General features: G+C 64.2%; 18 protein-coding genes and 2 tRNA genes. 2 read left to right on the top strand and 18 right to left on the bottom strand.

Annotated features, from left to right (window positions below; all coding sequences use genetic code 11):
- The first annotated feature begins 1,429 nt into the window (after positions 1-1,429).
- Both LXT12_RS14805 and LXT12_RS14800 read left to right on the top strand, forming a co-directional pair.
- Positions 1,430-2,515: a hypothetical protein gene (locus LXT12_RS14805; protein WP_233392951.1), complete on the top strand. Its 1,086-nt coding sequence runs from the start codon at positions 1,430-1,432 to the stop codon at positions 2,513-2,515.
- A gap of 20 nt (positions 2,516-2,535) precedes the next feature.
- Positions 2,536-8,184: a DEAD/DEAH box helicase gene (locus LXT12_RS14800; protein ID WP_233392950.1), complete on the top strand. Its 5,649-nt coding sequence runs from the start codon at positions 2,536-2,538 to the stop codon at positions 8,182-8,184.
- 184 nt (positions 8,185-8,368) lie between these two features.
- Here LXT12_RS14800 and LXT12_RS14795 read toward each other — a convergent pair whose 3' ends face one another.
- From LXT12_RS14795 to purD, 18 genes are all read right to left on the bottom strand, one after another.
- Positions 8,369-9,442, bottom strand: coding sequence for an ATP-binding protein (locus tag LXT12_RS14795; protein ID WP_233392949.1), 1,074 nt, complete (start codon positions 9,440-9,442; stop codon positions 8,369-8,371).
- Between the two features lie 179 nt (positions 9,443-9,621).
- Entirely contained in the window at positions 9,622-11,013 is a 1,392-nt protein-coding gene (locus tag LXT12_RS14790) for a HipA domain-containing protein (protein ID WP_233392948.1), read from the bottom strand.
- Entirely contained in the window at positions 11,010-11,306 is a 297-nt protein-coding gene (locus tag LXT12_RS14785; RefSeq protein WP_233392947.1) for a helix-turn-helix domain-containing protein, read from the bottom strand. The genes LXT12_RS14790 and LXT12_RS14785 overlap by 4 nt, the downstream gene beginning before the upstream one ends.
- A gap of 216 nt (positions 11,307-11,522) precedes the next feature.
- Positions 11,523-12,794 (bottom strand): tyrosine-type recombinase/integrase, encoded by a 1,272-nt coding sequence (locus LXT12_RS14780; protein WP_255763614.1) that lies wholly within the window; start codon positions 12,792-12,794, stop codon positions 11,523-11,525.
- Between the two features lie 173 nt (positions 12,795-12,967).
- Positions 12,968-13,043: transfer RNA gene (locus LXT12_RS14775), tRNA-Lys, on the bottom strand.
- 72 nt (positions 13,044-13,115) lie between these two features.
- Positions 13,116-13,191 (bottom strand) — tRNA-Lys (locus LXT12_RS14770).
- A gap of 69 nt (positions 13,192-13,260) precedes the next feature.
- Positions 13,261-14,049 (bottom strand): tRNA threonylcarbamoyladenosine dehydratase, encoded by a 789-nt coding sequence (locus LXT12_RS14765; RefSeq protein WP_233392945.1) that lies wholly within the window; start codon positions 14,047-14,049, stop codon positions 13,261-13,263.
- Positions 14,049-14,828 (bottom strand): tol-pal system protein YbgF, encoded by a 780-nt coding sequence (gene ybgF, locus LXT12_RS14760; protein WP_233392944.1) that lies wholly within the window; start codon positions 14,826-14,828, stop codon positions 14,049-14,051. Before ybgF ends, LXT12_RS14765 begins: the two co-directional genes overlap by 1 nt.
- Complete coding sequence (gene pal / locus LXT12_RS14755; RefSeq protein ID WP_233392943.1) at positions 14,828-15,364, bottom strand: peptidoglycan-associated lipoprotein Pal; 537 nt, start codon at positions 15,362-15,364, stop codon at positions 14,828-14,830. Before pal ends, ybgF begins: the two co-directional genes overlap by 1 nt.
- A 74-nt stretch (positions 15,365-15,438) precedes the next feature.
- A complete protein-coding gene (tolB, locus tag LXT12_RS14750) occupies positions 15,439-16,728 on the bottom strand; it encodes a Tol-Pal system beta propeller repeat protein TolB (RefSeq protein WP_233392942.1) in 1,290 nt (429 codons plus the stop codon).
- Positions 16,729-16,817: 89 nt separating this feature from the next.
- Positions 16,818-18,305, bottom strand: a complete 1,488-nt coding sequence (gene rng / locus LXT12_RS14745) for a ribonuclease G (protein WP_233392941.1) — start codon at positions 18,303-18,305, stop codon at positions 16,818-16,820.
- 46 nt (positions 18,306-18,351) lie between these two features.
- Positions 18,352-18,954: a Maf family protein gene (locus tag LXT12_RS14740; protein WP_233392940.1), complete on the bottom strand. Its 603-nt coding sequence runs from the start codon at positions 18,952-18,954 to the stop codon at positions 18,352-18,354.
- A complete protein-coding gene (gene rlmH / locus LXT12_RS14735; protein WP_233392939.1) occupies positions 18,947-19,414 on the bottom strand; it encodes a 23S rRNA (pseudouridine(1915)-N(3))-methyltransferase RlmH in 468 nt (155 codons plus the stop codon). The genes LXT12_RS14740 and rlmH overlap by 8 nt, the downstream gene beginning before the upstream one ends.
- Positions 19,414-20,085 carry a ribosome silencing factor gene (gene rsfS, locus LXT12_RS14730; RefSeq protein ID WP_233392938.1) on the bottom strand — a complete coding sequence of 224 codons (672 nt, stop codon included), beginning with the start codon at positions 20,083-20,085 and terminating at the stop codon, positions 19,414-19,416. The genes rlmH and rsfS overlap by 1 nt, the downstream gene beginning before the upstream one ends.
- Positions 20,086-20,673, bottom strand: coding sequence for a nicotinate (nicotinamide) nucleotide adenylyltransferase (gene nadD, locus LXT12_RS14725; RefSeq protein WP_233392937.1), 588 nt, complete (start codon positions 20,671-20,673; stop codon positions 20,086-20,088).
- The gene (gene hemF, locus LXT12_RS14720; RefSeq protein ID WP_233392936.1) at positions 20,670-21,617 is read right to left on the bottom strand and encodes an oxygen-dependent coproporphyrinogen oxidase; all 948 of its coding nucleotides are present in this window, start codon (positions 21,615-21,617) and stop codon (positions 20,670-20,672) included. The genes nadD and hemF overlap by 4 nt, the downstream gene beginning before the upstream one ends.
- On the bottom strand, positions 21,614-22,234 hold the full coding sequence (locus LXT12_RS14715) for a 1-acyl-sn-glycerol-3-phosphate acyltransferase (RefSeq protein ID WP_233392935.1): 621 nt from the start codon (positions 22,232-22,234) through the stop codon (positions 21,614-21,616). The genes hemF and LXT12_RS14715 overlap by 4 nt, the downstream gene beginning before the upstream one ends.
- A complete protein-coding gene (gene purD, locus LXT12_RS14710) occupies positions 22,231-23,511 on the bottom strand; it encodes a phosphoribosylamine--glycine ligase (RefSeq protein ID WP_233392934.1) in 1,281 nt (426 codons plus the stop codon). The genes LXT12_RS14715 and purD overlap by 4 nt, the downstream gene beginning before the upstream one ends.
- Position 23,512: the final 1 nt, after the last annotated feature.

The following is a 23,512-nucleotide window of genomic DNA, read 5'->3' as shown; positions in this document are numbered from 1 at the left end:
ATGGCGAAGGGCACGCGGAGTGGTTGTCAGGCGACGAGATATGCATCGCCGTATCTCATAGCGAGGCCTGCGAGGAACTAGTCGTACAAGTCGGTAGTCAACAACTCAAGTTGAGCCAATCGGAAACCTCTCCGACTCTAATCTCCCTCGGCAAGCTCTCAGATGGCGTTCATGCCGTATCCGTCTCCGCGACATATCAAAACTGCGCAGGGGGGAACCATCTCCGCCGCGCGGGCGCCCGAACGGCGCTGGATGTCGTCGTCCGGCCTCGACGCACTTGGGTACCCGGGGTGTCAGCACACGATGGGCTTATAGTCAGTACGCTCCCCGCGCAGCCAAGCTTAGGCGCGCTTCTCGACGGCAAGGTCGTCGTTCACATTGCAGGCCCAGAGAACCGCACCGTTCGCTGCTTTGTCGACCTGCGAGATGCAAGTGGTGGCGGCGTAGGTCGAATTCCCCTCGGCGAGGTGCAAATTCCAGCAAGTCAGGACTGGTTGCGGTTGGCGTTGGAGTCGGCCGACCTCGTGGCTGATAGCTCCGACGTACTTCTCAGAGCTGGCAGTGCGGTGCTGGTCGTAGATGGGGACGAGTTGGGGACGATTCGGTACCCACTGTTGCATAGGGTGGCTCCAATTCGTTGGCTTTCTAGGAGCACCAAGGGAATTGAGGTTCAACTCCTCGACGACAGTGATGGTGAGGGGAATCTGCAGGTTGCGTATTCGTCCTTCCGCCACCCTACGCAGCCACACCTCGTAGAGCTAGAGCGGGGCACCTATAGGCAGATTTCCGACGGAGGGCTTTACCTTGCACGATGCGGTGACGAATGTGCAGCCATAGTTGTTAGCCCCCCCACGAGGATCGCATCGCTTGAGCAGCTTGCGGCTTGGCCCGAGCTTCATGAACCGCTTCAGAACGGCCCTGCGGTCATTTCGCTACTTAGCGCAATGGCCGCTTGGGCGAGCGCAAAACTTGTCGGCCCTCTCGCACGCCAGCGACGCGCCATTGCCCTCCGAGGCATGGAGGATCAACTGGTGGCAACCATGTGCTGGCCGCAGTGGCTCGCCGCAGAACTGATTCAGCGTGGCCGTGACTTAGAGGATCAGCGAACCGCCCTTGAGAACGAATTCACTCGGCCTCATCTCAGTTATGCAATCGCGGTTTCTGGGGCACACGCCGAAATCATCGCACCGTCAATAGAGGACGGTCGCCAGTCGCTCCTGGCTGTTTCTATCCGACATCACGTATGTGGAGACGAGCGGCTGTGCGAGGCGGCAATTCGCCTTGTAGCGTCCCCCACCAGCTTTTTGACGTGGGCAGGACCCGCTGCCCTCGCGATTCTGGATGGACTGAGTCAGCACCCGGTCCTAGTTCGAGCGGCTCGCTTAGCCGCCATTCTTGGTCGGGAGAGCATCGAGCACTCCTCAGTTGGGTGGACCAGATGATTTCCATTGTGTCGGCTGACCACGTGGTGCAGGCGGCGGCGACCGGCTTGGGCTTGAACGTCGCCACCGCGCATGAAGAGGCTGCGACGGAAGCACTGCTCGCAGGCGCAGTCCGGCGAATTGCTGGCGTTCGGGCACCCTGCTCAGCTCGAACGCTGGTATTCGCTACAAAGGCATGCCTGGCAGGTGTTCTCGCAGAAGACGGTCTCTCGGAACTCATTGAGCATGTCGTTGATCGCCTCCTGACGAATGGCGATCTACTGGAGCTGTCGTCAGTGTCTAGCCTTGACGAATCACTGCCGCAGACATCCCTGTTCGTGGCGCCACCCAGCTTTGTGCGTCTTGAAGGCGGTGACGCACTACTGTTCGGGATGAGCGAAGAAGATGCAATGCCCCTTCCTGACGATCTGCGCCGTCGCGTTGTTCATCGCGGTGTGCGACGAATACTTCTTTCGCTTGGGGCGGACGATATTGCTCAACAGTTGCTGGCGTATGGATACCGAGAGCAATCACTTGATGGATGGCTACGTATGCCAGCGAAAGTCGCCGCCTCAGAACTGCTAAGCCGAACTCGTCGCATCCTTGCTAAGAACCCAAGTGCCGGTCAAGTGGAAGGTCTAGCGCTCTTCGGCGGCGATGCATCTATGGGCTACTCAAAGCGCTGGTGCGAGCCGAAGGGCAATAGTGGCAGTTTCGTTGCCAGACGATCACAGGCATATGGTTCGAAGCGTTGGTGCTTTGTTGAGGTCCAAGATGGTGACGTGAGTCATCTCGTTGACCTCCCGCTTGCTGGCGAGGCTTTCCGAGGCTGTGACGCGGCATGGCGTCTCCTGCACGCACTCGAAGCAGAGAACGGACACCCGTCACACTTCGACCTGGTCACATCTGGTGCCAGCAGCACGATCAAGCTGTACTGCCCAATTCCAATGTGGGCTGAACGGCGCCTGGAACTGTCAGGAATTCGCATTGATGACAGTAGCTGCCTATTGGCGTTCAGATTTGCTAACGCATCGAGCAGCGGAATAGTCGATTTCTTGCAGGACAACCTCTGGCTCCGTCGCCGGACCTCATAGCGTCTTCTTGGGAGAGCTGAATGGCGAAGACCATCCACGAGACTATCGAGTCCCTTCACCGCGCGCTTTGTGACTACATTGAAGCCACGTATCACATCGGGGACCCGGCGCTTATCGAACAGCGGAAGAAGCTCCTTCAGCAGATTGGCGTAACCCGGCAGATCCCGTTTCTTGAATCAACGCCGCGATACCAGTCTGGGTGCACCTTCTCAGAGATTGAAGAGCTCCCTGCGGGCGCCCTTGCCGCATATCAAACGCTCTCCGTCGCCAGCGATGGGTGCCCTCAGGTATTGCATGACCCCGCATATTCACACCAGGTAGATGCGATTCGCCTGTCATTGGTGGAGGAACGAAACCTCGTCATCATGACGGGCACAGGCTCTGGCAAGACAGAGTCATTCCTACTCCCTATCCTCGGGCAGCTCGCCCGCGAAGCGAGCACCTCGCCGGAATCCTTTGCCGTACCGGCAATGCGCGCACTGATTCTTTACCCGATGAATGCGCTCGTGAACGACCAGCTTGGCCGCCTAAGAGCAATATTCGGAGACCCTCGCCTTGTAGGCCAATTCACAGCATGGAGTGGTCGACCGGCGCGCTTTGCACGATACACAAGCCGAACGCCATACGCAGGCGTCCGCACCGCCAAGAAGGACCCGCGCAAGCTGAAGTCTTTTGAGGACTTCTATGTAGACACCGAGAGGACTGCGCACGACGCAGATTCGGAGCATCAGGTAGAAGCCGCACAGCTCCTTTCGGAACTCAAGAAGCGTGGGAAATGGCCGGCCAAGCCGAGCCTCACCGATTGGTACGGAAGGAAGGGAGCGCGCTGGCAAGACAAGAATCAAGAATTTACCCGCGCCGTAACGCTACCCGGCGACGCGGAACTCCTAACCAGGCATGAAGTTCAAGAGAACCCGCCAGACCTCTTAGTGACGAACTACTCCATGCTGGAGTACATGCTGATGCGGCCGATCGAGCGAGACATCTTCGACGCTACGTCGAGATGGCTCAGAGACAACCCGAACGAGAAGTTTCTTGTCGTTCTAGACGAGGCGCATCTCTACCGAGGTGCACCTGGCGCAGAAGTTGGGCTGCTATTGAGGCGGTTTCGTGACCGCCTGGGCGTCGGAGTTGACCGACTAAAGTTTATTTGCGCCACGGCGAGCTTCTCAGACCGAGACTACGCGCCTGAGTTCGGCGCACAGCTGTCTGGCGCGAGCGCGGAGAGCTTTGTACCGATTACGGGGCTTCTCAAGCTCGCACCGGTCGCATCAACCGGCTCCTCCTCCGACGCCGCTGCTCTCGCTGCCGTTGACCTAGATGGGTTCTATGCACAGGCGCCGACTCAGCGCGCTGCAGCGGTTGAGTCATTTCTAAAGCATAGAGGCGTATCGACCACCACAAACGCCGAAGCCGATCTCTACGAGGCTCTCCGCTCTTTCGGCGTTATGGGCATGCTTACCAATACGACTATGAGAGAGGCAACACCTCTCAGCCAACTAGGGGGACTGCTTTTCCCCAGCGTTTCTCAGGACGTCGGCGACCGTGCCGTCACTAGCCTGCTTGCACTTGGCAGCGTTGCTCGCCCCTCGCCTGAGGCTCCAGGACTGCTGCCGTGCCGAATTCACAACTTCTTCCGTGGCCTGCCCGGACTGTGGGCGTGCATGGACCCGTCCTGTACAGCGATTTCGGAGCCGAGCCATCGGAGCTCAGCATGCGGACGTCTGTATGCACAGCCAAGGGAGAGGTGCGAATGCGAGGCGCAGGTGCTGCAGCTCTTCACGTGCAGGAACTGCGGCACCGCGTATGGCAGAGCCTACTCGGATGACATAGAGAACCCAAACTCTCTTTGGAGCGAGCCGGGTAGGCAGCTTCGATTCGCTAGCGGCGAAGTTGAGCCTCTTCTTCCCATCGATTTGCTCCTTGAGCAGCCAAGGGAAGTCGACGAAGTCGAAGAGGCCTACTACGACCTTGAGACGGGCCGCCTCAATTCGCCCACTCAGGGCCCCCGCATGCGCTCCGTCTTTCTCCGAAAGAATCGGTTCTCGGCTGCCGTAGGTGATGATGGTGAGCAAGACACACGGCGCGAAGCGCGAGGGCAGTTTGCCCCCTGCGGTGCTTGCAAGACCTACGCGGCGTCGTCAAGAAGCCCCGTTCAGGACCACCAAACGAAGGGTGACCAGCCCTTTCAGACGCTGGTGGCTCGGCAGCTTCAGGTTCAGCCGCCAAATCAAGCTGGCAATTGGGCCTTTGCCCCACTACGAGGTCGCAAGGTATTGGTCTTCTCCGACTCGCGCCAAGTCGCTGCGAGGCTCGCGCCAAACCTGCAAATGTACTCAACGCGTGACTCCCTCCGGCCGATGCTGATTTGGGGCTTGCAGAAGCTGCAGTCGGTGCCCGCTATAGCGCGGAAACTGAGCCTAGACGACGTATACCTCGCCGTGCTACTTGCGTCTTGCGCCTTGCCGGTTCGCCTTCGCCCGGAAACCATGGCTGGCGAGTCGTTTGACGCTATGCGTATTGTCGAAAGAGCTGTCCATGAAGAGGACGCGCTAAACGATTCGACTGCGCTTGTTGGGCTATGCACTGAGCTGCGCTCTGAGCGCCCGCCAGTCGCCCTGCTCGACGACATTTACAAAACCGTTCAAGACCTACACCTAGGATTGGAGGCACTTGCTCTCGCCTCTCTGGCCGAACGGGCCGACAAGTCATCTGCACTTGCAAAAGCGCTAGAGAACATTGACGGGATCGCCGAGACGGATGAACACAAGCTTGCGCTTGCGCGTGCATGGCTGCGATGTTGGAGCCGGCGTCGTCTAGGCTTCTGGTTGAACGCAATGCCGACCAGTTGGTGGATGCGCCCAACTTCAACTGGCACGAGCATTCGCGGGCAGAAGGGAAAGTTCTCGGCCATGGAGCGAGTCATTCCTGATCGCGCGGCGAGAAAGAAGTTTGATACGAAGTGGCTTCCTGTCTTGATGAAGGAGTTCACGTCCGCTCAGGACGGTACTTACAGGCTAGAAGGACGGAACCTTCGGCTGCTACTCGAAGGGAGTTGGGTAACTTGCCGGACCTGCAAGTCTGTGCACAGGCCGATTTCTACAATCCATCACTGCTTGGACTGCGGATCGACAGACGTGCAGGCGCTAGAGCCGGACGCCGATGCAATCTTCGTTGCCCGAAAAGGTTACTACCGCAGGCCGGTCCTCGAAGCTCTCTGCGCCCCCCCAATTGCACCGCTTGCCTTGATTGCAGCCGAGCACACCGCACAATTGAACGCTCCCCAAAGTGAAGACGTTTTCTCTAAGGCTGAGGAGAACGAGCTTCTGTTTCAGGACGTCGACCTATCGTGGAAGTCCGAAGGAACGAAGAGCACAGCTATCGATGTACTGTCGAGTACCACCACGATGGAGGTCGGCATCGACATTGGCGCACTTTCTGGAGTGGCGCTGCGGAACATGCCTCCGGGTCGGGCGAACTATCAGCAGCGTGCAGGTCGGGCCGGCCGTCGAGGGAACGCCGTGGCCACCGTCGTTGCCTTCGGCAGCGCCGACAGCCACGATGAGCACTACTTCTCTAAGCCCGACTCGATGATTCGCGGTGCGGTGGTGGACCCGAGGCTCACCTTAAACAACGTTGAGGTTGCTCGCAGGCACATCCGCGCATTCTTGCTACAAACCTACCATCAGGCGCGTGTCCCGACTTCAGTCGGCGCTGCTCATCACAGTCTGTTCTCAGTGCTCGGAACAGTTGCGGCGTTCAGGCTTCCGGAGTCCCGCCTGAACATTCACGACTTCGAGATTTGGCTTGCTGAAAATCATGAAGTCCTTGAGGCGCGCGTCCGTTCATGGCTACCGACGGAACTCGGCAGTGAAGCCATCGGAGAGTTGGTTCACACCATGGCGGCCGACTGCCTTAAGGAAGTCCAACTCGCCATAGAGCCCAGCGCAGATGAGCGCGCACCAGAACCTGCTGACGACGATGATGAGGACGACGAGGCTGACAACGCCGAGACGCCCACTGAGGTTGAAGACGAAAAGCCAGCTCAGCTCGGCCGTGTAGATACGCTTCTCGACCGATTGCTGTATTGCGGCATCCTTCCGCGTTACGCATTTCCGACCGACGTTGCCACGTTCGCCGTCTTTGACATCGCTCGGTCGAGCGAATTTCGTCATGTCATGCGGTTTGCGCCTTCTCAGAGCTTGCCCATTGCGCTTTCTCAGTACGCTCCCGGCAAGGAGGTCTGGATATCTGGCAAATGCTACATATCAGGCGCGATCTACTCGCCTATGAGAAACGAGCGGTACGAAGCGTTCAAACACAGACGCCTCTACCGGGAGTGCTCTGTTTGCGGCTTCGCACACACTCTCGATCTTGCGCAAGGTGTCGAAGTGCGGTCTGTCGCTGACTGCTCCGCTTGCGGAAGCGAGGGGACATTCGGCCCGGCCCGGTTCTGGTTGCGTCCTCCGGGATTCGCGCATCCCATTGATGTTCCAGAAGTAACATCGCCTGATGACATGCCTGAGACCAGTTACGCCACTAGGGCGAAGCTGACCATAGAGACGCCGCCGGACAGCGGAAACTGGTTTCATGTCAACGACCGCCTGCGGGTGCTGCCCACTCGGCAGCATTTGCTCGTCTCCAATACGGGACCTGACAGAGACGGCTATACGTATTGCGTCAAATGCGGCCGTATTGAGGCAAGCAGTAGCCCCACGCCGACCCTCTTTAGCCCTCATGCAAAGCCGTTCCCTGCCGGCGCTGACTCGACGTGCGACGGAACTTTCGCCTTTCGGCACTTTGTTTTGGGCACCGATTTCATAACCGACGTGGCCCTGGTGTCGCTTAGGCTTTCCGAGCCGCTGCGGCTCAGGCCAGGGACCTATCCGACGCAAGTAGCGCTACGGACTGTGAGCGAGGCATTGGCGAAGGCGGCAGGCATCATGCTCAACATTGAGCCTGGCGAGGTATTAGCAGAATTCCGCCCTGCGGTGACAAAGGACTCGACTGGACGAGACGGCCTCGAAGCGGAGATTTTTCTCTATGACACGTTGCCTGGCGGTGCCGGATTCTCAACGCTAGTGGCTCAAGACACACACCGCCTTTTTGAGATCGCACTCGATGTCCTGAAGTCCTGCGCGGAAGGCTGCGAGGCGTCCTGCTACAGGTGCCTACGCTCTTTCAAGAACAAGATCGAACATGCAATGCTGGATCGCCACGTCGGCATCGAGTTGCTTGAGCATCTCCTCAATGGGACTATTCCAGAGTTCTCTCCGCTGCGGCTTCAGAAGGCAATACATCTGCTTAGCTGTGACCTAGCTCGTCAGACGGACGGTACTGAGACGTTTGCTGTCAATACTCAACTAACGCGGAAGAATGGCGAGCCCTTCGCGATACACATATTTGCGCAAAGTGAGTCAGGAAAGCGTGTCGGCGTGCTGATTTCAGCACCTCTCGTCGACGAGGAGGAAATCGTTGCAGACACCTTGGACGAACTGGAGGATGGGCAATTGGACTCAATCGTGGTTGTCAGCGAGCTTGTGGTTCGAGGGAACCTCGCGGCTGCCAGCTTGATGGTCATTGAGGAGATGAAAGGCAGTCGAAGCGGCAAGGCTATTGAGGACAACGACGCTCCGGATATTCACTGGATAGACATGCCGGCCACCTAGCTGGCAAGCTCGTCAGCGACGACATCGCAGGCGATGAGCCTGCCTTGACCTCGGCATGACAGTCGTCCGTCCGTCGCGAGTTCCACGACCAATCCGCGTAAGCAACCTCATCATCAAGGTTGGGGCGCCGAACGCTTACTTTCTTCACCACTTGCTGTCAGCTTAGCCTGCCAAACCGTGGCCACTAACCTAGCGCTCGCCTTAATTTGAGAAGAATGCTATCGACAGCGGATTTGTCGAAATCCTCTGACAGCATGAGAGATGCGGAAGACGGGTCTATGTTGACAATCTCCCTGTATTTTCTCTGTATCTCATAGCCTTCCTCTCTGTACCGCCCCAGAGCGTCACGCAGACCGACCAGTGCTGAGGTGTCCATGACCATCCGCACGGCTGTGCCGTCGAGACCACAGTTGAAGTATCTTTTCCCGGCAGTCTTGGTTAGCAGCATTCCGGTATCGCCGCTAGCGATGAAAAAGTTTCCACCATTCCGGCAGATTCTATTAGTCATATACAGCCCAAATCCGGAATTTGCCCAATTCCCCTTTGCATTAATTCGCGAGCCTTTAAATGCTCGACCTGAGACGGCGGGCATTAATGCGTAATTGAGCGCTTTTTTGTCATCGGAGACATCAATGTGTGGGTTTCTGAATAGGCTTGACCTAAGCCCAATTCCACGATCCAAAATGGCAACTTCCACTCGGCGGTTTTTCGGCCAATGCTGTGCGCATATGCCGAAACGCTCGGCACCACTGTGCTCCACCACATTCCGAATTATCTCGCGAATGGAATAGACCAGAGTGTCGAACATGTCACCTGTGTCTGCGCCGCACAAGACCGCAGACATTCTCTTGCTAATCGACTCGACTTGGCTGCCTACTTCAATCCCTTGCTCCAGGGCCTCTCGCTCTAAATCGCGCGTTTCGAATACAGTAATCGGTAAGTAATTTTCATTTCCCCGAGCTTGTCCAGGCGCATTTCCGTGCTCTAGATTAAAAGAGCGAAAGAACCCCATGTGAGCCGCGTAGGTGCATTGCTTGAAATTGGAGCAACCTACCCGAGGCCGATGTTCACGGCGAGCCAATTTGCGAATTTCACTTGAAATCAGCAACATCGGGAACGGCTCCACATGACCCATCCTCGAAAAGTCGATTATATATTCATCGGCCTGCGGTACTGAGGCAATGTCTTTAGCGAAACGCAGTGCCCCGGATAGATCAAGTGTTGAAGGGACGCGGAGAATTGAAGAGTGGTTCGCCATTGATCCATGTTAACTCGTGAATAACGCAGGCCTACCGGCGAATTGCCGGCCCCCACCGACTCACGCACTGGCGCCGAACTGGCTCAGTTGGCCGGCATATGCCGCTCCCAGCGGTGGCCGGTTTAGCCGGCCGGTGACACCTATTCAGGGGTTTGGCAAGGCAGGCTCTCTGAAGCCCATCACAGGTATTCCCCCTTTATCTTGGCGGCGGCGTCGGCCAGCTGAGTCAGCCGTGCTGCCTGGCCCACAATGAAATCCCGCAGTTGCCTTGTGAAGGCCCGCTCGGCCTCGTCGATGTAGTCGGCGGCCTGCGCCAGCTGCGGCGCGTGTTCGCCGGCGAGTTTGGCCATCCGCCTGGCCTCGCGCTTGAGCAGTTGCCGGTCGACCCCGCATCGCTGCGCAAAGTCCGCCAACGCAAACGCCGTCACCTCTTCCAGCGTGAACGCGTCGCCCCAGGCCATCGCCAGCTCGTGGTCGATGCTGGGGTACTGAACAACGCTGACCAGGTCGTACCAAGGCGCCGGCTCCAGACCCTCGCGATGGACGAAAAACGAGAAGTTCTTGCCGTGGGCATCGCTGTTGCCGATCAGGAACTGGAACAACGCCCACCTGAGCAAGGTCATGCGCGCGGCGGCCTTGTTCACGGTCTGCTCGACGCGGTCGAACAAGACCTCGAAGCTCACGCCGTCGCGGACGTGGCGCACGTGCTCGCCGTTGCCGAGGTTGCGTTCATACTTGTAGGTCACTGGCAGGTCCGATGCCTGGCAGGCGTCGATGACGTGCAGGCGCTGGACGACAGGGCCGGCGTCCCCTTGCGATGCGATGCGGTCGAAGCGCCGGACGAGCAGTACGGGCCGCGGCGTCCTGTAGATGGCGACGTCCGCCACCGGCAACTTCATGTGCCGTGCCAGCGTCATGCAGTAGTGCTCGTTGACGACGAGATGCGGCGTTAGCTCGCGCCCGGGCTCGGGCTTGAGGATGTGTGTCGAGGCCAGCGGCGGCTCGACGAGGAACAAGCGACCGCCCTCGTCCAGCGGACGGTCGAGGTAGACCATCAACTTGTCTTGGACGCCCGCGATGGACATGCGGACCTTGCCATCCCAAACGGCCAAGGGCATCTGGTCGCGCTCAGCCAGCCGTTTGTCGAGTTCCCCGCGCGTCACCTCCCGCGGTGGTGTCGACACGACGGCCGGAGGAGTTTGGTCCACGCGCCAGAAACGGAATGCCCCCGTGGTCTCGGCGCCGAGGGCGCTGATGAGCGCGTAGATGTTCGACTTCGACACATGGATGGTCGAGGCGGTGATGTCGAGCGCGCGTCCCTCGGGCAGCAGGTTCTCCACGAAGCGCTTCACGGCGCCGACCGCGTAGCCGGCGGCAGGAGGCTGGAAGGGAAGCGCAGGCGACAGCGCAAACGCCCCCGGCCTGGCCACCCACGCCGCTTCATAGTCCAGCGACCACCGGTCGTTCAACGGCTCGTGCGCCAGTGTGGCCACCTTCTGGCCGTCGGCCCAAAGGGCCAATGCGTGTATGGGAGGGTGGGCGGTAGGGGTTGGGGCGCCGAAACCACTCATGACTGCTCCGGCAACTCAACGCCAGCCTGCAGCGCGGCCTGCATCACGGGGTGGCTCTTGGGCCCGAGCACAAGCGCGAGGCCCAGGCTATCCAACACGGTCAGCAGCTTGTCCACGCGCACGGAGCCCTTGCCATTCTCCAGACGGGACAGCAAGTCAACGGAGACGCCGCTCAGCGAAGCAGCGTCGTCGATCCTGAGTGATTGCTCGCGACGTCGAGCGCGGATGGCGGGACCGAGGTCCGCGGGTGAGCCGATGCGTAGGAGGTCGTTGGAAGGGGCGATGCGCGTCATTTCGGAATTCCAGAAATCTCAACCTCACCATGCCGGGCAGAGGAATAATTTCTTTAATTCCTAAATCGTACCGCTACCAAGCATCCGATGGCAAGGAGTTCCTGGAACTCCGAAATTCTCAAGCACTGACGGGGAGGTTCAAAGCCCGGTGACGTGCCCCAGTCCGGCGAGAGCCCAAGCCGGCCCCTACGCCGCCCTGTCACTCATCGACAAGGCCTAAGTGCCGTTGCACAAACGGTCCAAGTAGTCCGCCCACGTCTGCATCATGGTCCGGCGCATGTCGATCCATTGCGTGCGGTTGTAGGCCCGACCCAGCGCATCGGGCACGCTGTGCGCCAGTTGCGCTTCGATCACAGCCTCAGGCTGCCCCAGACGCTCGGCCAGCAATGTGCGTGCGGTGGCTCGGAAGCCATGCCCCGTGACCGTTTCCTTGCCGAAACCCAAGCCGCGCAGCGCCGCGTTCACCGTGTTCTCGCTGATCGGCTTGTCTCGCTTGCGCTCGCCGGGGAAGACCCAGCCGGTGGCAACGGTGAGAGGCCGCAGCGTGCGCAGCACATCGAGAGCCTGTCGCGGCAGCGGAACCCAGTGCGGAGCGCCGTTCAGCTTGTCATGCCTGTTCCGCTTCATCCTCGCCGCCGGGATCGTCCAGGTCGCGGCTTCCAGGTCGAACTCCGACCAGGCAGCAAAGCGCAGCTCGCCGGGACGGACGAAGAGCATGGGCGCCAGCTTCAGCGCGGCACGCACGATCGGCGTCCCCGTGTAGCCCTCGCAGGCGCGCAGGAGCTGGGCAAGCTGGGCAGGGTCGGTGACGGCCGCGAAGTGACGGACCGTTGGCGTCTGCAGCGCGCCGGTCAAATCACGGCACGGATCACTCTGCACCAGGCCCTTGACCACCGCGAAGCGGAACACCTGGGAGCACTCCGCGCGGGCGCGCAGCGCCGTCTCGATGGCGCCCCGGGCCTGTATCCCCTGGAAGACCTTCAGCAACTCCGGCGGGGTCAGCTCCGCGACCTGGCGCGTCCCGATGAACGGGAACACGTCCGCCTTGAACCGGGCCAGGACCTTTTCACCGTAGCTGCTCGCCCATTTGCTGGACTGGACCGCGTACCAGTCGAGTGCGACGGCCTGAAAACTCCCCTCCTGGGGCTCACCCGCCGCGGCTCGACGATTCGCCTCCTGCAGCCGCTTCGCTTCGGTCTTGTCGGCCTTGCGCTGATCGCTGGGGTTGTGACCTGCGGCGAGCTGGCGCCGCATGTCTGTGCGTCGTTCACGCGCCTGGGCCAGGCTGACCTCCGGGTACGTGCCCAAGGACAACATGCCTTCCTTGCCGTCATGCCGGTAGCGAAGTCGCCACCACCCCGAGCCGGTCGGCCTGACGTCCAGCCGCAGGCCGTCGCTATCGGTCAGGCGGAGCGGCGCGCCGTCCTTCTGGGCCTTGCTCATCGCAGCCCGTATTGCCTTGTCCGTCAGGGGAGAAACGGTAGCCATGCGGGTCACTCTACGCCCGAGTTACCCGCAGCGGGCACCTTACCCGCAAAGTTACCCGCCGAGGGGGTGAGCACCTGGGGGACTTACCCGCACCGCTTGGGACAACAAAAAACCCCTTAAGCGTTGATTCTTAAGGGGTTTTTGACTTCCCGGGACGCCCCGGGATGATTAATTGGTGGGCCCTGTAGGATTCGAACCTACGACCAACGGATTAAGAGTCCGCTGCTCTACCAACTGAGCTAAGAGCCCTGATTCAGCTTAGGCGGTGCCTCGCTGAGCCAATAATTGTAGCGCGATTCTTGCGAATCAACACCAGAATTCTGGTGGGATGTGCAGGATTCGAACCTGCGACCAACGGATTAAAAGTCCGCTGCTCTACCGACTGAGCTAACATCCCGCGTCAAGCAGAGCCTGCCATTATAGGCAGGTTTTTCGGCGCCCAGCAAGAATTTTCGAGGCGTTGCCGTCAGGCCGATGGGCGGGCGATGTGCTGGCGCTGCAGTTCGGCCGCGGCGCACAGGCCGAAGGTGGCGGTGACGGTCACGCTGGAGCCGTAGCCGTGGCAGTTGAGGCTGCCGTCGCCCACGTCGCAGGCCTCGCCCTCACCCGCCACGGGCAGGTGCACCGGTTCGCGCGAGTAGATGCAGGCCACGCCCATGCGCTCGCTGCGGGCGAACCCGTGCTGCTTGCGCAGCCGCTGGCGCAGCGAGGCCAGCAAGGGGTCGTGCGTGGCGGCGCCGAGGTCGTCGAGCTGCACGCGGTGCGGCTCGCGTTTGCCGCCGGCAGCGCCCACGGTGACGAAGGGCAGTTCCTGCGCCTTCGCCCAAGCGGCGAGCGTGGCCTTGGCGCGGACCTGGTCGCAGCAGTCGATGAGGCCGTCGAGCTCGAAGCCGTCGACGAGGGCGGGCCAGTTGTCGGGCTCCACGAACTCCTCGATCACGTGGACGGCGCAGCCGGGGTGGATGTCGGCGATGCGCCGTCGCAGCGCTTCGGCCTTGGCCATGCCGACGGTCGACCCGAGCGCCTGGATCTGGCGGTTGATGTTGGATTCGGCGACGTGATCGAGGTCGATCAGCGTGAGCGCCGCGACGCCACTGCGGGCCAGGGCCTCGACGGCCCAGGACCCGACGCCGCCCAGGCCGACGACGGCGAAGCGGGCGGCGCGCAGGCGCTGGTAGGCGGCGTCGCCATGCAGGCGACGCAGGCCACCGAAGCGGCGTTCGAGATCAGCATCGGGCTGATCTGCCGGCGCCATCACCGCAGCGTCGCCAGCCGTTCCTTGGCGGCCTGCGCGGCCTCGGTGCCGGGGTAGGCCTTGACGACTTCCTCGAAGCTGCGCCGGGCGGCCTTGTTGTCCTTCAGCTCGACCTGGCAGTTGCCCAGCGCCAGCAGCGCCTCGGCGGCACGGGGATGGTCGCCGTTGGCCGCGATGAAGGCGCGGAAGGTCGCGATGGCGTCCTTGTAGTCGCGCTTGCCGTATTGGGCGTTGCCGAGCCAGAAGCGCACCGAGTCGGTGTAGCCGCTGGCGGGGTAGCGCTTGAGGAAGGCGTTCAGCGCGGCCACGGCCTCGGTGAAGTCACCGCGGCGCACGAGGCCGATGGCGGCCTCGTACTGGTTGCGCTCGTCCGGGGCGACCTGGAACTCGCGGCCATCGAGGCTGACCTTCTGGGGCTCCAGCGGCTTGAGGCGCGCGTCGACGGACTGCGACTGGTCGGTCAGCTTGCGCTGGGTGTCGGCGAGGTCGCGCGCGAGCTGCTCGTTGGCACCACGCAGCTTGGCGATCTCGCTGCGCAGCATGTCGATCTGCGCGTTCAGGTCGAGCACGCTGCGGCGCAGCGGCTGGATCTGGTCCTGCACCAGCGAATTGACCTCGGCAGCCCGCTTGTTGGCGAGATCCTCGTTGGCCTGCACCTTGGCGCGCAGCTCGAGGAGGGCCTTGCGGGCCTCGTCGTCCTCGAACAGGCCGGCCCGGGCCGGCTGCGCGAGGAACAGGCCCGCGGCCAGCGCCGCGAGCGTGAGACGCAGACCCCGCATCACTTGTCCTTGAGCTCGACGCGGCGGTTCTTGGCCCACGCTTCCTCGCCGCTACCCTGCACGGCAGGGCGCTCCTTGCCGAAGCTGACCGCTTCGACCTGGGAGGCCTGCACGCCCAGCAGCGTCAGCGACTTGGCGACGGCTTCGGCGCGGCGCTGGCCCAGGGCCAGGTTGTATTCGCGGCCACCGCGCTCGTCGGTGTGGCCTTCGAGGTTGAGGGCCAGCTTGCGGTTGTTGTTCAGGCGCTTGGCATGCAGCTCGACGAGGGGGCGGTACTCTTCCTTAACGACGTCGCTGTCGAAGTCGAAGTAGACGACACGCTTGTCGCGGACCTGCTGGCTGAGTTGCTCGTCCAGCGACACGGTCTTGACGGCGCTGTCGGCCACGGCGGCGGTGCTGCCTTGCGAGGTGTTGTTGACCGGCGGCGCGGTGGAGATGTCCTTGACCGGCGCGGGCTCGTCGAGCTTGACGGCGGAACCGCAGCCGGCAAGCGCGGCGGCGGCAATCAGGGTGAGCGCATAGCGAGTCAGCTTCATTCGAGTGGTCTCCACAACAGACAGGGGGCGGGAAATACGGCGCGTCATTGTCCTACATGGCGTGGACTGTCAAGTTACTGGCGCGTAAAAGGACCCCAGGTGGGTTCGCGGACTTCGGCCAATGTGACGAGCAGCGGCGTCTTGATCTTGCCGTCCAGCGTCGTCGTCATGAGCACTTCCTTGCCACCGGCGCGGCTGGCGTAGACGATGAGCTTGCCATTGGGCGCGAAGGCCGGGCTCTCGTCGTCGTTGCCGTCGCTGATCTGCTGCGACTGCCCGCTGGCCAGGTCCATGACCGTCAGCCTGAAGGCGCCGTTGACGCGGCTGATGTAGGCCAGCGTGCGGCCGTCGGGGCTGACGGCCGGGCTGATGTTGTAGTTGCCGCCGAAGGTGACACGCTCCGCCGAACCACCGCTGGCGGGCATGCGGTAGATCTGCGGGCCGCCGCCGCGGTCGCTGACGAAATAGATCTTGCTGCCGTCGGGCGCGTAGCAGGCCTCGGTGTCGATGGCGCCGCTTTGCGTCAAGCGGCGCAGGCCCGAGCCGTCGCGGTTGATGACGAAGAGCTGGGTGCCGCCCTCGCGCGAGAGGCTGAGCGCGAGTTGCGAGCCGTCGGGCGACCAGGCGGGGGCGCTGTTGGTGCCCTTGAAGTCGGCCAGCACGCGGCGCTGGCCGGTCTGCACGTCCTGGATGCGCACGGTGGCCTTGCGGCTTTCGAAGGAGACGTAGGCCAGCTCGCGGCCGTTGGGCGCCCAGGCCGGCGAGATGATGGGTTCGGGGCTGGTGAGGGCGACGCGTGCGCCCTCGCCGTCGGCGTCGGCCACCACGAGGCTGAAGCGCGAGCCGGCCTTGGTGACGTAGGCCATGCGGGTGGCGAAGACGCCGCGCTCGCCGGTGAGCTTTTCGTAGATGGCGTCGGCAATGCGATGGGCCGCCAGGCGGGCGTCGTCCGGGAGCACGGCCTGGGCCTGACCCATCAGCTCGCTGCCCTTGACCACGTCCCAGAGCTTGAAGCGGATGTCCAGGCGCCCGTCGGCCAGGCGGGTCACCGAGCCCGCGGCCAGCGCGTCGGCCTGCCGGCTGCGCCAGTCGCCGAAGACCGGCACCGAGGTCTCGCTCAAGCCGGCCGGCGCATCGACGCTGCGGAACTGGCCGCTGCGTTCCAGGTCGGCGCGGATGATGGCGGCGATGGGCTGGGGCGAGCGCGACTCGTCGCGAAAGTCGACGATGGCCACCGGCACCCGGGTGCCGCCGACGCCGGCGATGTCGATGCGCAGTTGCGCCAGCGCAGTGCCGGCGCCGAACGAGCCGCCCAGGGCGGCCAGGGCCGCGAGGGAGCGGCGACGTGAAACGGATGCGAGCATGGCGCGCGATTCTGCCGCAGCCGCGTCACTTGTAACGTCAGACAAGGCCGCGTCGGCGGCAACCGTCCGCCGCCGCAGCGACCGGCGCTTCAGAGCAGCACGATGTCGTAATGCTCGGTCTGGTTGGTCGGCTCGGCGGTCAGCGAGATGGGCTTGCCGATGAAGTCCGACAGGCCGGCCAGGTGGGCACTCTCCTCATCCAGCAGCATTTCCACGACGTTGGCCGCGGCCACGACGCGGAACTCCTTCGGCGAGAACTGGCGCGCCTCGCGCAGGATCTCGCGCAGGATGTCGTAGCAGACCGAGCGCGCCGTCTTCACCTGGCCGCGGCCTTCGCAGGTCGGGCAGGGCTCGCACAGCATGCGGGCCAGCGACTCGCGCGTGCGCTTGCGCGTCATCTCCACGAGGCCGAGCTGGGTGAAGCCGCCGACCGTCACCTTGGTGCGGTCGCGGGCGAGCTGCTTCTTGAACTCGGCCAGCACGGCCGCCCGGTGCTCCTCGCGCGTCATGTCGATGAAGTCGACGATGATGATGCCGCCCAGGTTGCGCAGGCGCAGCTGGCGGGCGATGGCGCCGGCCGCTTCAAGGTTGGTCTTGAAGATGGTGTCGTCGAAGTTCCGGGCGCCGACGAAACCGCCGGTGTTGACGTCGATGGTCGTCATGGCCTCCGTCTGGTCGAACACCAGCGTGCCGCCGGACTTCAGCTCGACCTTGCGGGCCAGGGCCCGGGCGATCTCGGCATCGACGTTGCACAGGTCGAAGATGGGCCGCTCGCCGCGGTAATGCTCCAGCTTGGCGGTGGCTGCCGGCATGAAGGTCTCGCCGAACTGGCGCAGCACGTCGTACTGCATCTTGGAGTCGATGCGGATGGAGCCGGTGCGCTCGTTGGTGAGGTCGCGGAGCACGCGCTCCACGAGGCTCAGGTCCTGGTGCAGCAGACTGGCGGGCGGCAGCGTCAGCGCCTTCTCGCGGATCTGTTGCCAGGTCTTGCGCAGGTAGGCGATGTCGGCGGCCAGCTCCTCGTCGCTGGCATCCTCGGCGTTGGTGCGCAGGATGAACCCCCCGCCGCCGCCCTGCTCCTTGGTGCCCACGAGGGCCTGCACGCGCGCGCGCAGAGCCTCGCGCGCCTCGGGCGAGCCGATTTTCTGGCTGATGCCGATGTGCTCGTCCTGCGGCAGGTAGACCAGCATGCGGCCGGCGATGCTAATCTGGCTGGACAGCCGCGCACCCTTGGTGCCGATGGGGTCCTTGATGACCTGCACCGTGAGGGGCTGGCCCTCGAAGACCAGGCGCTCGATGGGCGTGGGCGGGCTGTCGGTGCCGCCCTGGTGACGCCCGTGGCCGAACTGCGAGGCGCTGTGCAGGTCGGCCACGTGCAGGAAGGCCGCACGCTCGAGGCCGATGTCGATGAAGGCGCTCTGCATGCCGGGCAGCACGCGCACCACCTTGCCGAGGTAGACGTTGCCCACCAGGCCCCGCTCCAACGTGCGCTCGATGTGCAGCTCCTGCACGGCGCCGTTCTCGACCACGGCCACTCGCGTCTCCTGCGGCGACCAGTTGATCAGGATGTCTTCCATCGCGAACCTTTGAATGCTGACCCTTGCGTGCCGCGGCACGCAAGCGTCAAAACTCAAAGCCGAATTGTTCGAGCAGCCGCGCCGTCTCAAAGAGGGGCAACCCCATGATGCCCGAGTAGCTGCCGGCAATCTTCACGATCCAGGCGGCCGCCTGGCTCTGGATGGCATAGCCGCCCGCCTTGCCGAAGGGCTCGCGGCTGGCCACATAGCGCTCGATCTGGGGGGCAGCCAGGGGCGCAAACTCGACGTGGGACACGTTCAACGCGGCGGCGCGGCGTGTCCCGTCGGCCACCGCCACCGCCGTGACCACCCGGTGGGTGCGGCCCGACATCAGGCCCAGCATGCGCCGGGCATCGGCCTCGTCCTGCGGCTTGCCGAGGATGAGGTCGTCGATGGCGACGGTCGTGTCGGCACACAGCACCGGCGCCGAAGGCAGGCCGCGCGCCGCCAGCCGCGCCAGTGCGGCGTCGAGCTTGGCACCAGTGACCCGGGCGCAGTAGACCTCGGGCGGCTCGCCGGCCAGCACGGCCTCCAGCGCCTCGGCGTCTTCATCCGCGCCTGGCAGCAGCAGCTCGTGGCGCACGCCGATCTGCTCCAGCAACTGGCGGCGGCGCGGGCTCTGCGATGCGAGGTAGATCAGCTCACTCACGATGGTAGGGGTGGCCGGTCGTGACCGTCCAGGCACGGTAGAGGCCCTCGGCCAGCAGCACGCGGGCGAAGGCGTGCGGCAGGGTCAGATCCGACAGGCGCAGCGTCTCGTCGGCCGTGGCCTTGAGGTCGGGATGCAGGCCGTCCGGCCCGCCGATGACGAGGGCGGCGTCGCGGCCTTCGCCCATCCACAGCTTCAGCCGCTCCGCCAACTGCACCGTCGTGCGGCGCTCGCCGCGCTCGTCCAGGATGATGCGGCGCACGCCCTTGGGCAACGCCGCCTCGATGCGGGCCGCCTCGGCGGCCATCAGCTGCTCGGCCGTCTTGCTGCCGCGCGTCTCGGCCTTGACGGCCTTCAGCTCCAGCCTGAGTTCCGGCGGGAAGCGCTTGGCGAAATCCTCGTAGGCGGTGTCGGCCCAGGCCGGCTGGCGCTGGCCCACGGCGACGAGGAGGAGGCGCATCAGGCCTTCTTCTTGGCGGGAGCCTTCCTGGCGGCGGTCTTGCCGGCGGGCGCGGCCTTGCGGGCGGGCGCCGCCTTCTTCGCCGGCGCGGCCTTCCTGGCCGGCGCAGCCTTGGCGGCGGGCTTCTTCGCGGCCGGCTTGGGCGCGCCGACCTTGACCGTCTTGGCCGCCGGCGTCTTGGTGCCGACCACGCGGCTGACGCCCTTCCTGGCCGGCGCCGCCTTCTTGGCGGCCGGGGCCTTCTTGGCCGCGGGCGCCTTCTTGGCCGCGGCCTTCTTCGCGGCCGGCGCCGGTTCCTCGGAGGCCTTCACGAGCTTGGTCTCGGCACTGCCGAGCTTGAGCTTGACCGGCTTCTCGCCCCAGATCTCCTCGAGGTGGTAGTAGTCGCGGATAGCCGGCTGCATCACGTGGACAACGGCGGCGCCGCAGTCGACGATGATCCATTCGCCGTTGTCCTCACCTTCGGTGCGCATCACCTGCATGCCGCGGCCCTTGACCGTTTCACGCACGCTGGAAGCAAGCGCCTTGGTCTGGCGGTTGCTTGTACCCGAGGCGATGATGACCCGTTCGAACAGCGGCGACAGGTGCTCGGTATTGAACACCACGATGTTCTGGGCCTTGACGTCCTCGAGACCATCGACGATGGCGCGTTGCAACTTGCGAATGTCCATTCAGGGCTTCTTCTCGTAAAGGCGGTGCGAGGCAATATAGCTTGCGACTTCGGCGCCCACCATGGGGCCGATGTCCTGGCCGTGCGCGACGGCCTCGCGCACGGCGGTGGATGAAATGGGTGTCTCGGGCAGGGGCAGCACGCGCAGGCGGTGCGGCCCCAGGCCCGCGGGCGTCACGACGGCCTCGCCGGCGCGGGGCACGACGACGAGGGTGGCCAGCTCGGTCACGGACTCCGCCTGGTACCAGGTCGGCAGCCGGGCGTATTGGTCCTGGCCGATCAGGAACATCAGCTCGGCACCCGGATGCTGGGCGGCGAATTCTCGCAGGGTATCGGCCGTGAAGCTGGGGCCGCGGCGGTGCAGCTCGCGCTCGTCGACGGCGAAGCGCGGCTCGCCGGCGATCAGCCGCTTGAGCATCTGCACGCGGTGGATGCCTGCCGCCATGATCTGGTCGGGCTTCTGCCATTGCCGGCCTGCCGGCAACCACAGCAGCTGGTCGGGCTCCAGCGCGTCGAGGGCGTAGCGCGCGAAGGCCAGGTGGCCGAGGTGGGGCGGGTCGAAGCTGCCGCCGAACAGGGCGAGCTTCAAAGCCACAGCGCCGTCGCCGGCTCGTCGGCCCAGTCGCGTGGCCGCAGGAAGTCGGCATAGAGCCGCGCCTCCGGCGTGCCGGGCTCCGGGGCCCAGTCATAACGCCACGACGCCTGGGGCGGCATGGACATCAGGATGGATTCCGTGCGTCCGCCCGATTGCAGGCCGAACAGCGTGCCACGGTCCCAGACGAGGTTGAACTCGACGTAGCGCCCGCGGCGATAGGCCTGGAAGTCGCGCTCGCGCTCTCCGTAGGCGTAGCCCTGGCGGCGCTCGACGATGGGCAGGTAGGCCGCCAGGAAGGCGTCGCCGACCGAACGGATGACCGCGAAGCCAGCGTCGAAGCCGCCAGAACCTTCAGGAACAGCGAAGTCATCGAAGAAGATGCCGCCGATGCCGCGCGGCTCCTGGCGGTGCTTGAGGAAGAAGTACTCGTCGCACCAGCTCTTGAAGCGTGGGTAGAGGGCCTCGCCGTGCGGCTCGAGGGCGTCGCGGCAGACGCGGTGGAAATGCTGGGCGTCGCGTTCGTAGCCGTAGTAGGGCGTGAGGTCCATGCCGCCGCCGAACCAGGTCACCGCCGGGGCGTTGGCCGGCAGGGCCGCGAACATGCGCACGTTCATGTGCACCGTCGGCACGAAGGGGTTGTGCGGATGCAGCACGAGGGAGACGCCCATCGCCTCGAAGGGCGCGCCGGCGAGCTCGGGCCGGTGCTGCGTGGCCGAGGGCGGCAGAACCCGGCCTTTGACGTGCGAAAAGTTGACGCCGCCGCGCTCGAAGACGGAGCCGCCCTCGATCAGCCGCGACAGGCCGTCGCCCTCGAGCCGGCCGCCGGGCTCGCGGGTCCAGGCATCGCTGAGGAAGGCATTGCCATCGGCGGCCTCCAGGGCGCTCACGATGCGCTGCTGGAGGTCGAGCAGGTAGTCACGGACGGCTTGGGAATTCATGGGCGTGGACGGATGGGGCTGGCCAGGGCGGGACGCCTGCCGACCCGCGAGCCGAGATAGTCGGCGAAAGCGGCGAAGTCCGCCTGCGGGTCTCCGCTGAGTTGCAGGAAACGCGTCAGCGAGACGATACGCCGTTCGAAATCGAAGTAAGCCAGGCCGACCGGCACGCCGGCCTGCACCGCCACCTGGTAGGCGCCGGTACGCCAGCCCGCGGTGAGCGAGCGGGTGCCCTCGGGCGCCACGGCCAGCCAGAAGCGCTCGCCGCGCTCGCCGGCCTCGCGCATCTGCCTCACGGTGTCGCCCACGAGGCCGCGGCGGCTGCTGCGGTCCACGGCGACGCCGCCGAGATAGCGCATCCAGGCCCCGAGCAGCGGCGCCTTGAAGAGGCTGTCCTTGCCCCAGAAGCGCAGTTGCAGGCCGATGGCCCATTTGGCCAGCAGGCCGACGACGAAGTCCCAGTTCGACGTGTGGGGATAGACGAGGATGACGCCCTGTTCGGCCGGCAGCCCCGGCGCGTCGACCGTCCAGCCGAAGAGCCGGAGCAGCCCGCGCGCCAGATGACTCGGGCGGCCATGGGGTCGCAGCGGCCCGGTCAGGACGACGGGCGCCGCACTCAACGCTTGATGGCCCGGTGGCCGATGTCGCTGCGGTACTGGCGGCCGGCGAACTGGATGCCTGTCGCCAGCTCGTAGGCCCGCTGCGCGGCCGTGCGAGCCGATTCGCCCAGCGCCGTCACGCACAGCACGCGTCCGCCGCTGGTCACGAGCTGGCCGTCCACCTCGGCGGTGCCGGCGTGAAAGACCATGCCGTCCTCCGCGTCGGCGGGCAGGCCGGTGATGACGTCGCCCTTGCGGGGGTTGAGCGGGTAGCCCTCAGCGGCCAGCACCACGCCCAGGGCCACGCGCCGGTCCCACTGCAGCTCGACCTGGTCGAGCGTGCCGTCGGTGGCGTGCATCAGCAGCTCGAAGAGGTCGCTCTTGAGCCGCATCATGATGGGCTGGGTCTCGGGGTCGCCCATGCGGGTGTTGAACTCGACGGTGCGCGGCTGGCCGTGCTCGTCGATCATCAGCCCGGCGTAGAGGAAGCCGGTGAAGGGATGCCCGTCCTTGGCCATGCCGGCGATGGTGGGCTGGATGATCTCGTGCAGCACCTTGGCGTGCACGTTGGGCGTCACGACCGGGGCCGGCGAGTAGGCGCCCATGCCACCGGTGTTGGGGCCCTGGTCGCCGTCGAGCAGGCGCTTGTGGTCCTGGCTGGTAGCCAGGGACACGACGTGCCGGCCGTCGCAGACGACGATGAAGCTCGCCTCCTCGCCCTGCATGAACTCCTCGATGACGACCCGCGCGCCGCCGGCGTTGTGGGCCACGCCCAGCTTGTTGTCCTGCAGGATCCAGTCGATGGCCTCGTGGGCCTCGTCCAGCGTCATCGCCACGACCACGCCCTTGCCCGCCGCCAGGCCGTCGGCCTTGATGACGATGGGGGCGCCGCGCTCGTCCACGTAGGCATGGGCGGCCGTGGGGTCGGAGAAGGTTTCGTAGGCCGCCGTCGGGATGCCGTGGCGCTTCATGAAGTCCTTGGCGAAGGCCTTGGAGCTTTCGAGCTGGGCCGCGGCCTTGGTGGGACCGAAGATGCGCAGGCCGCGGCTGCGGAATTCGTCGACGACGCCGGCGGCCAGGGCCGCCTCGGGGCCGACGACGGTCAGGGTGACCTTGGCATCCGCGGCGAAGTCGGCCAGGGCCTTGACGTCGGTGATGGGCAGGTTCTCCAGCCTTTCGTCGCGTGCCGTGCCCCCGTTGCCCGGGGCCACGAAGACCTGGCTGACGCGCTCGCTCTGCGCCAGCTTCCAGGCGAGGGCATGTTCACGGCCGCCGTTGCCGATGACGAGGACTTTCATC

This window comes from Pelomonas caseinilytica (assembly GCF_021353235.1).
Taxonomy (GTDB): domain Bacteria; phylum Pseudomonadota; class Gammaproteobacteria; order Burkholderiales; family Burkholderiaceae_C; genus Pelomonas; species Pelomonas caseinilytica.
The sequence above is the reverse complement of the archived record's forward strand: the minus strand, read 5'-3'. Positions and strand labels throughout refer to the sequence as shown.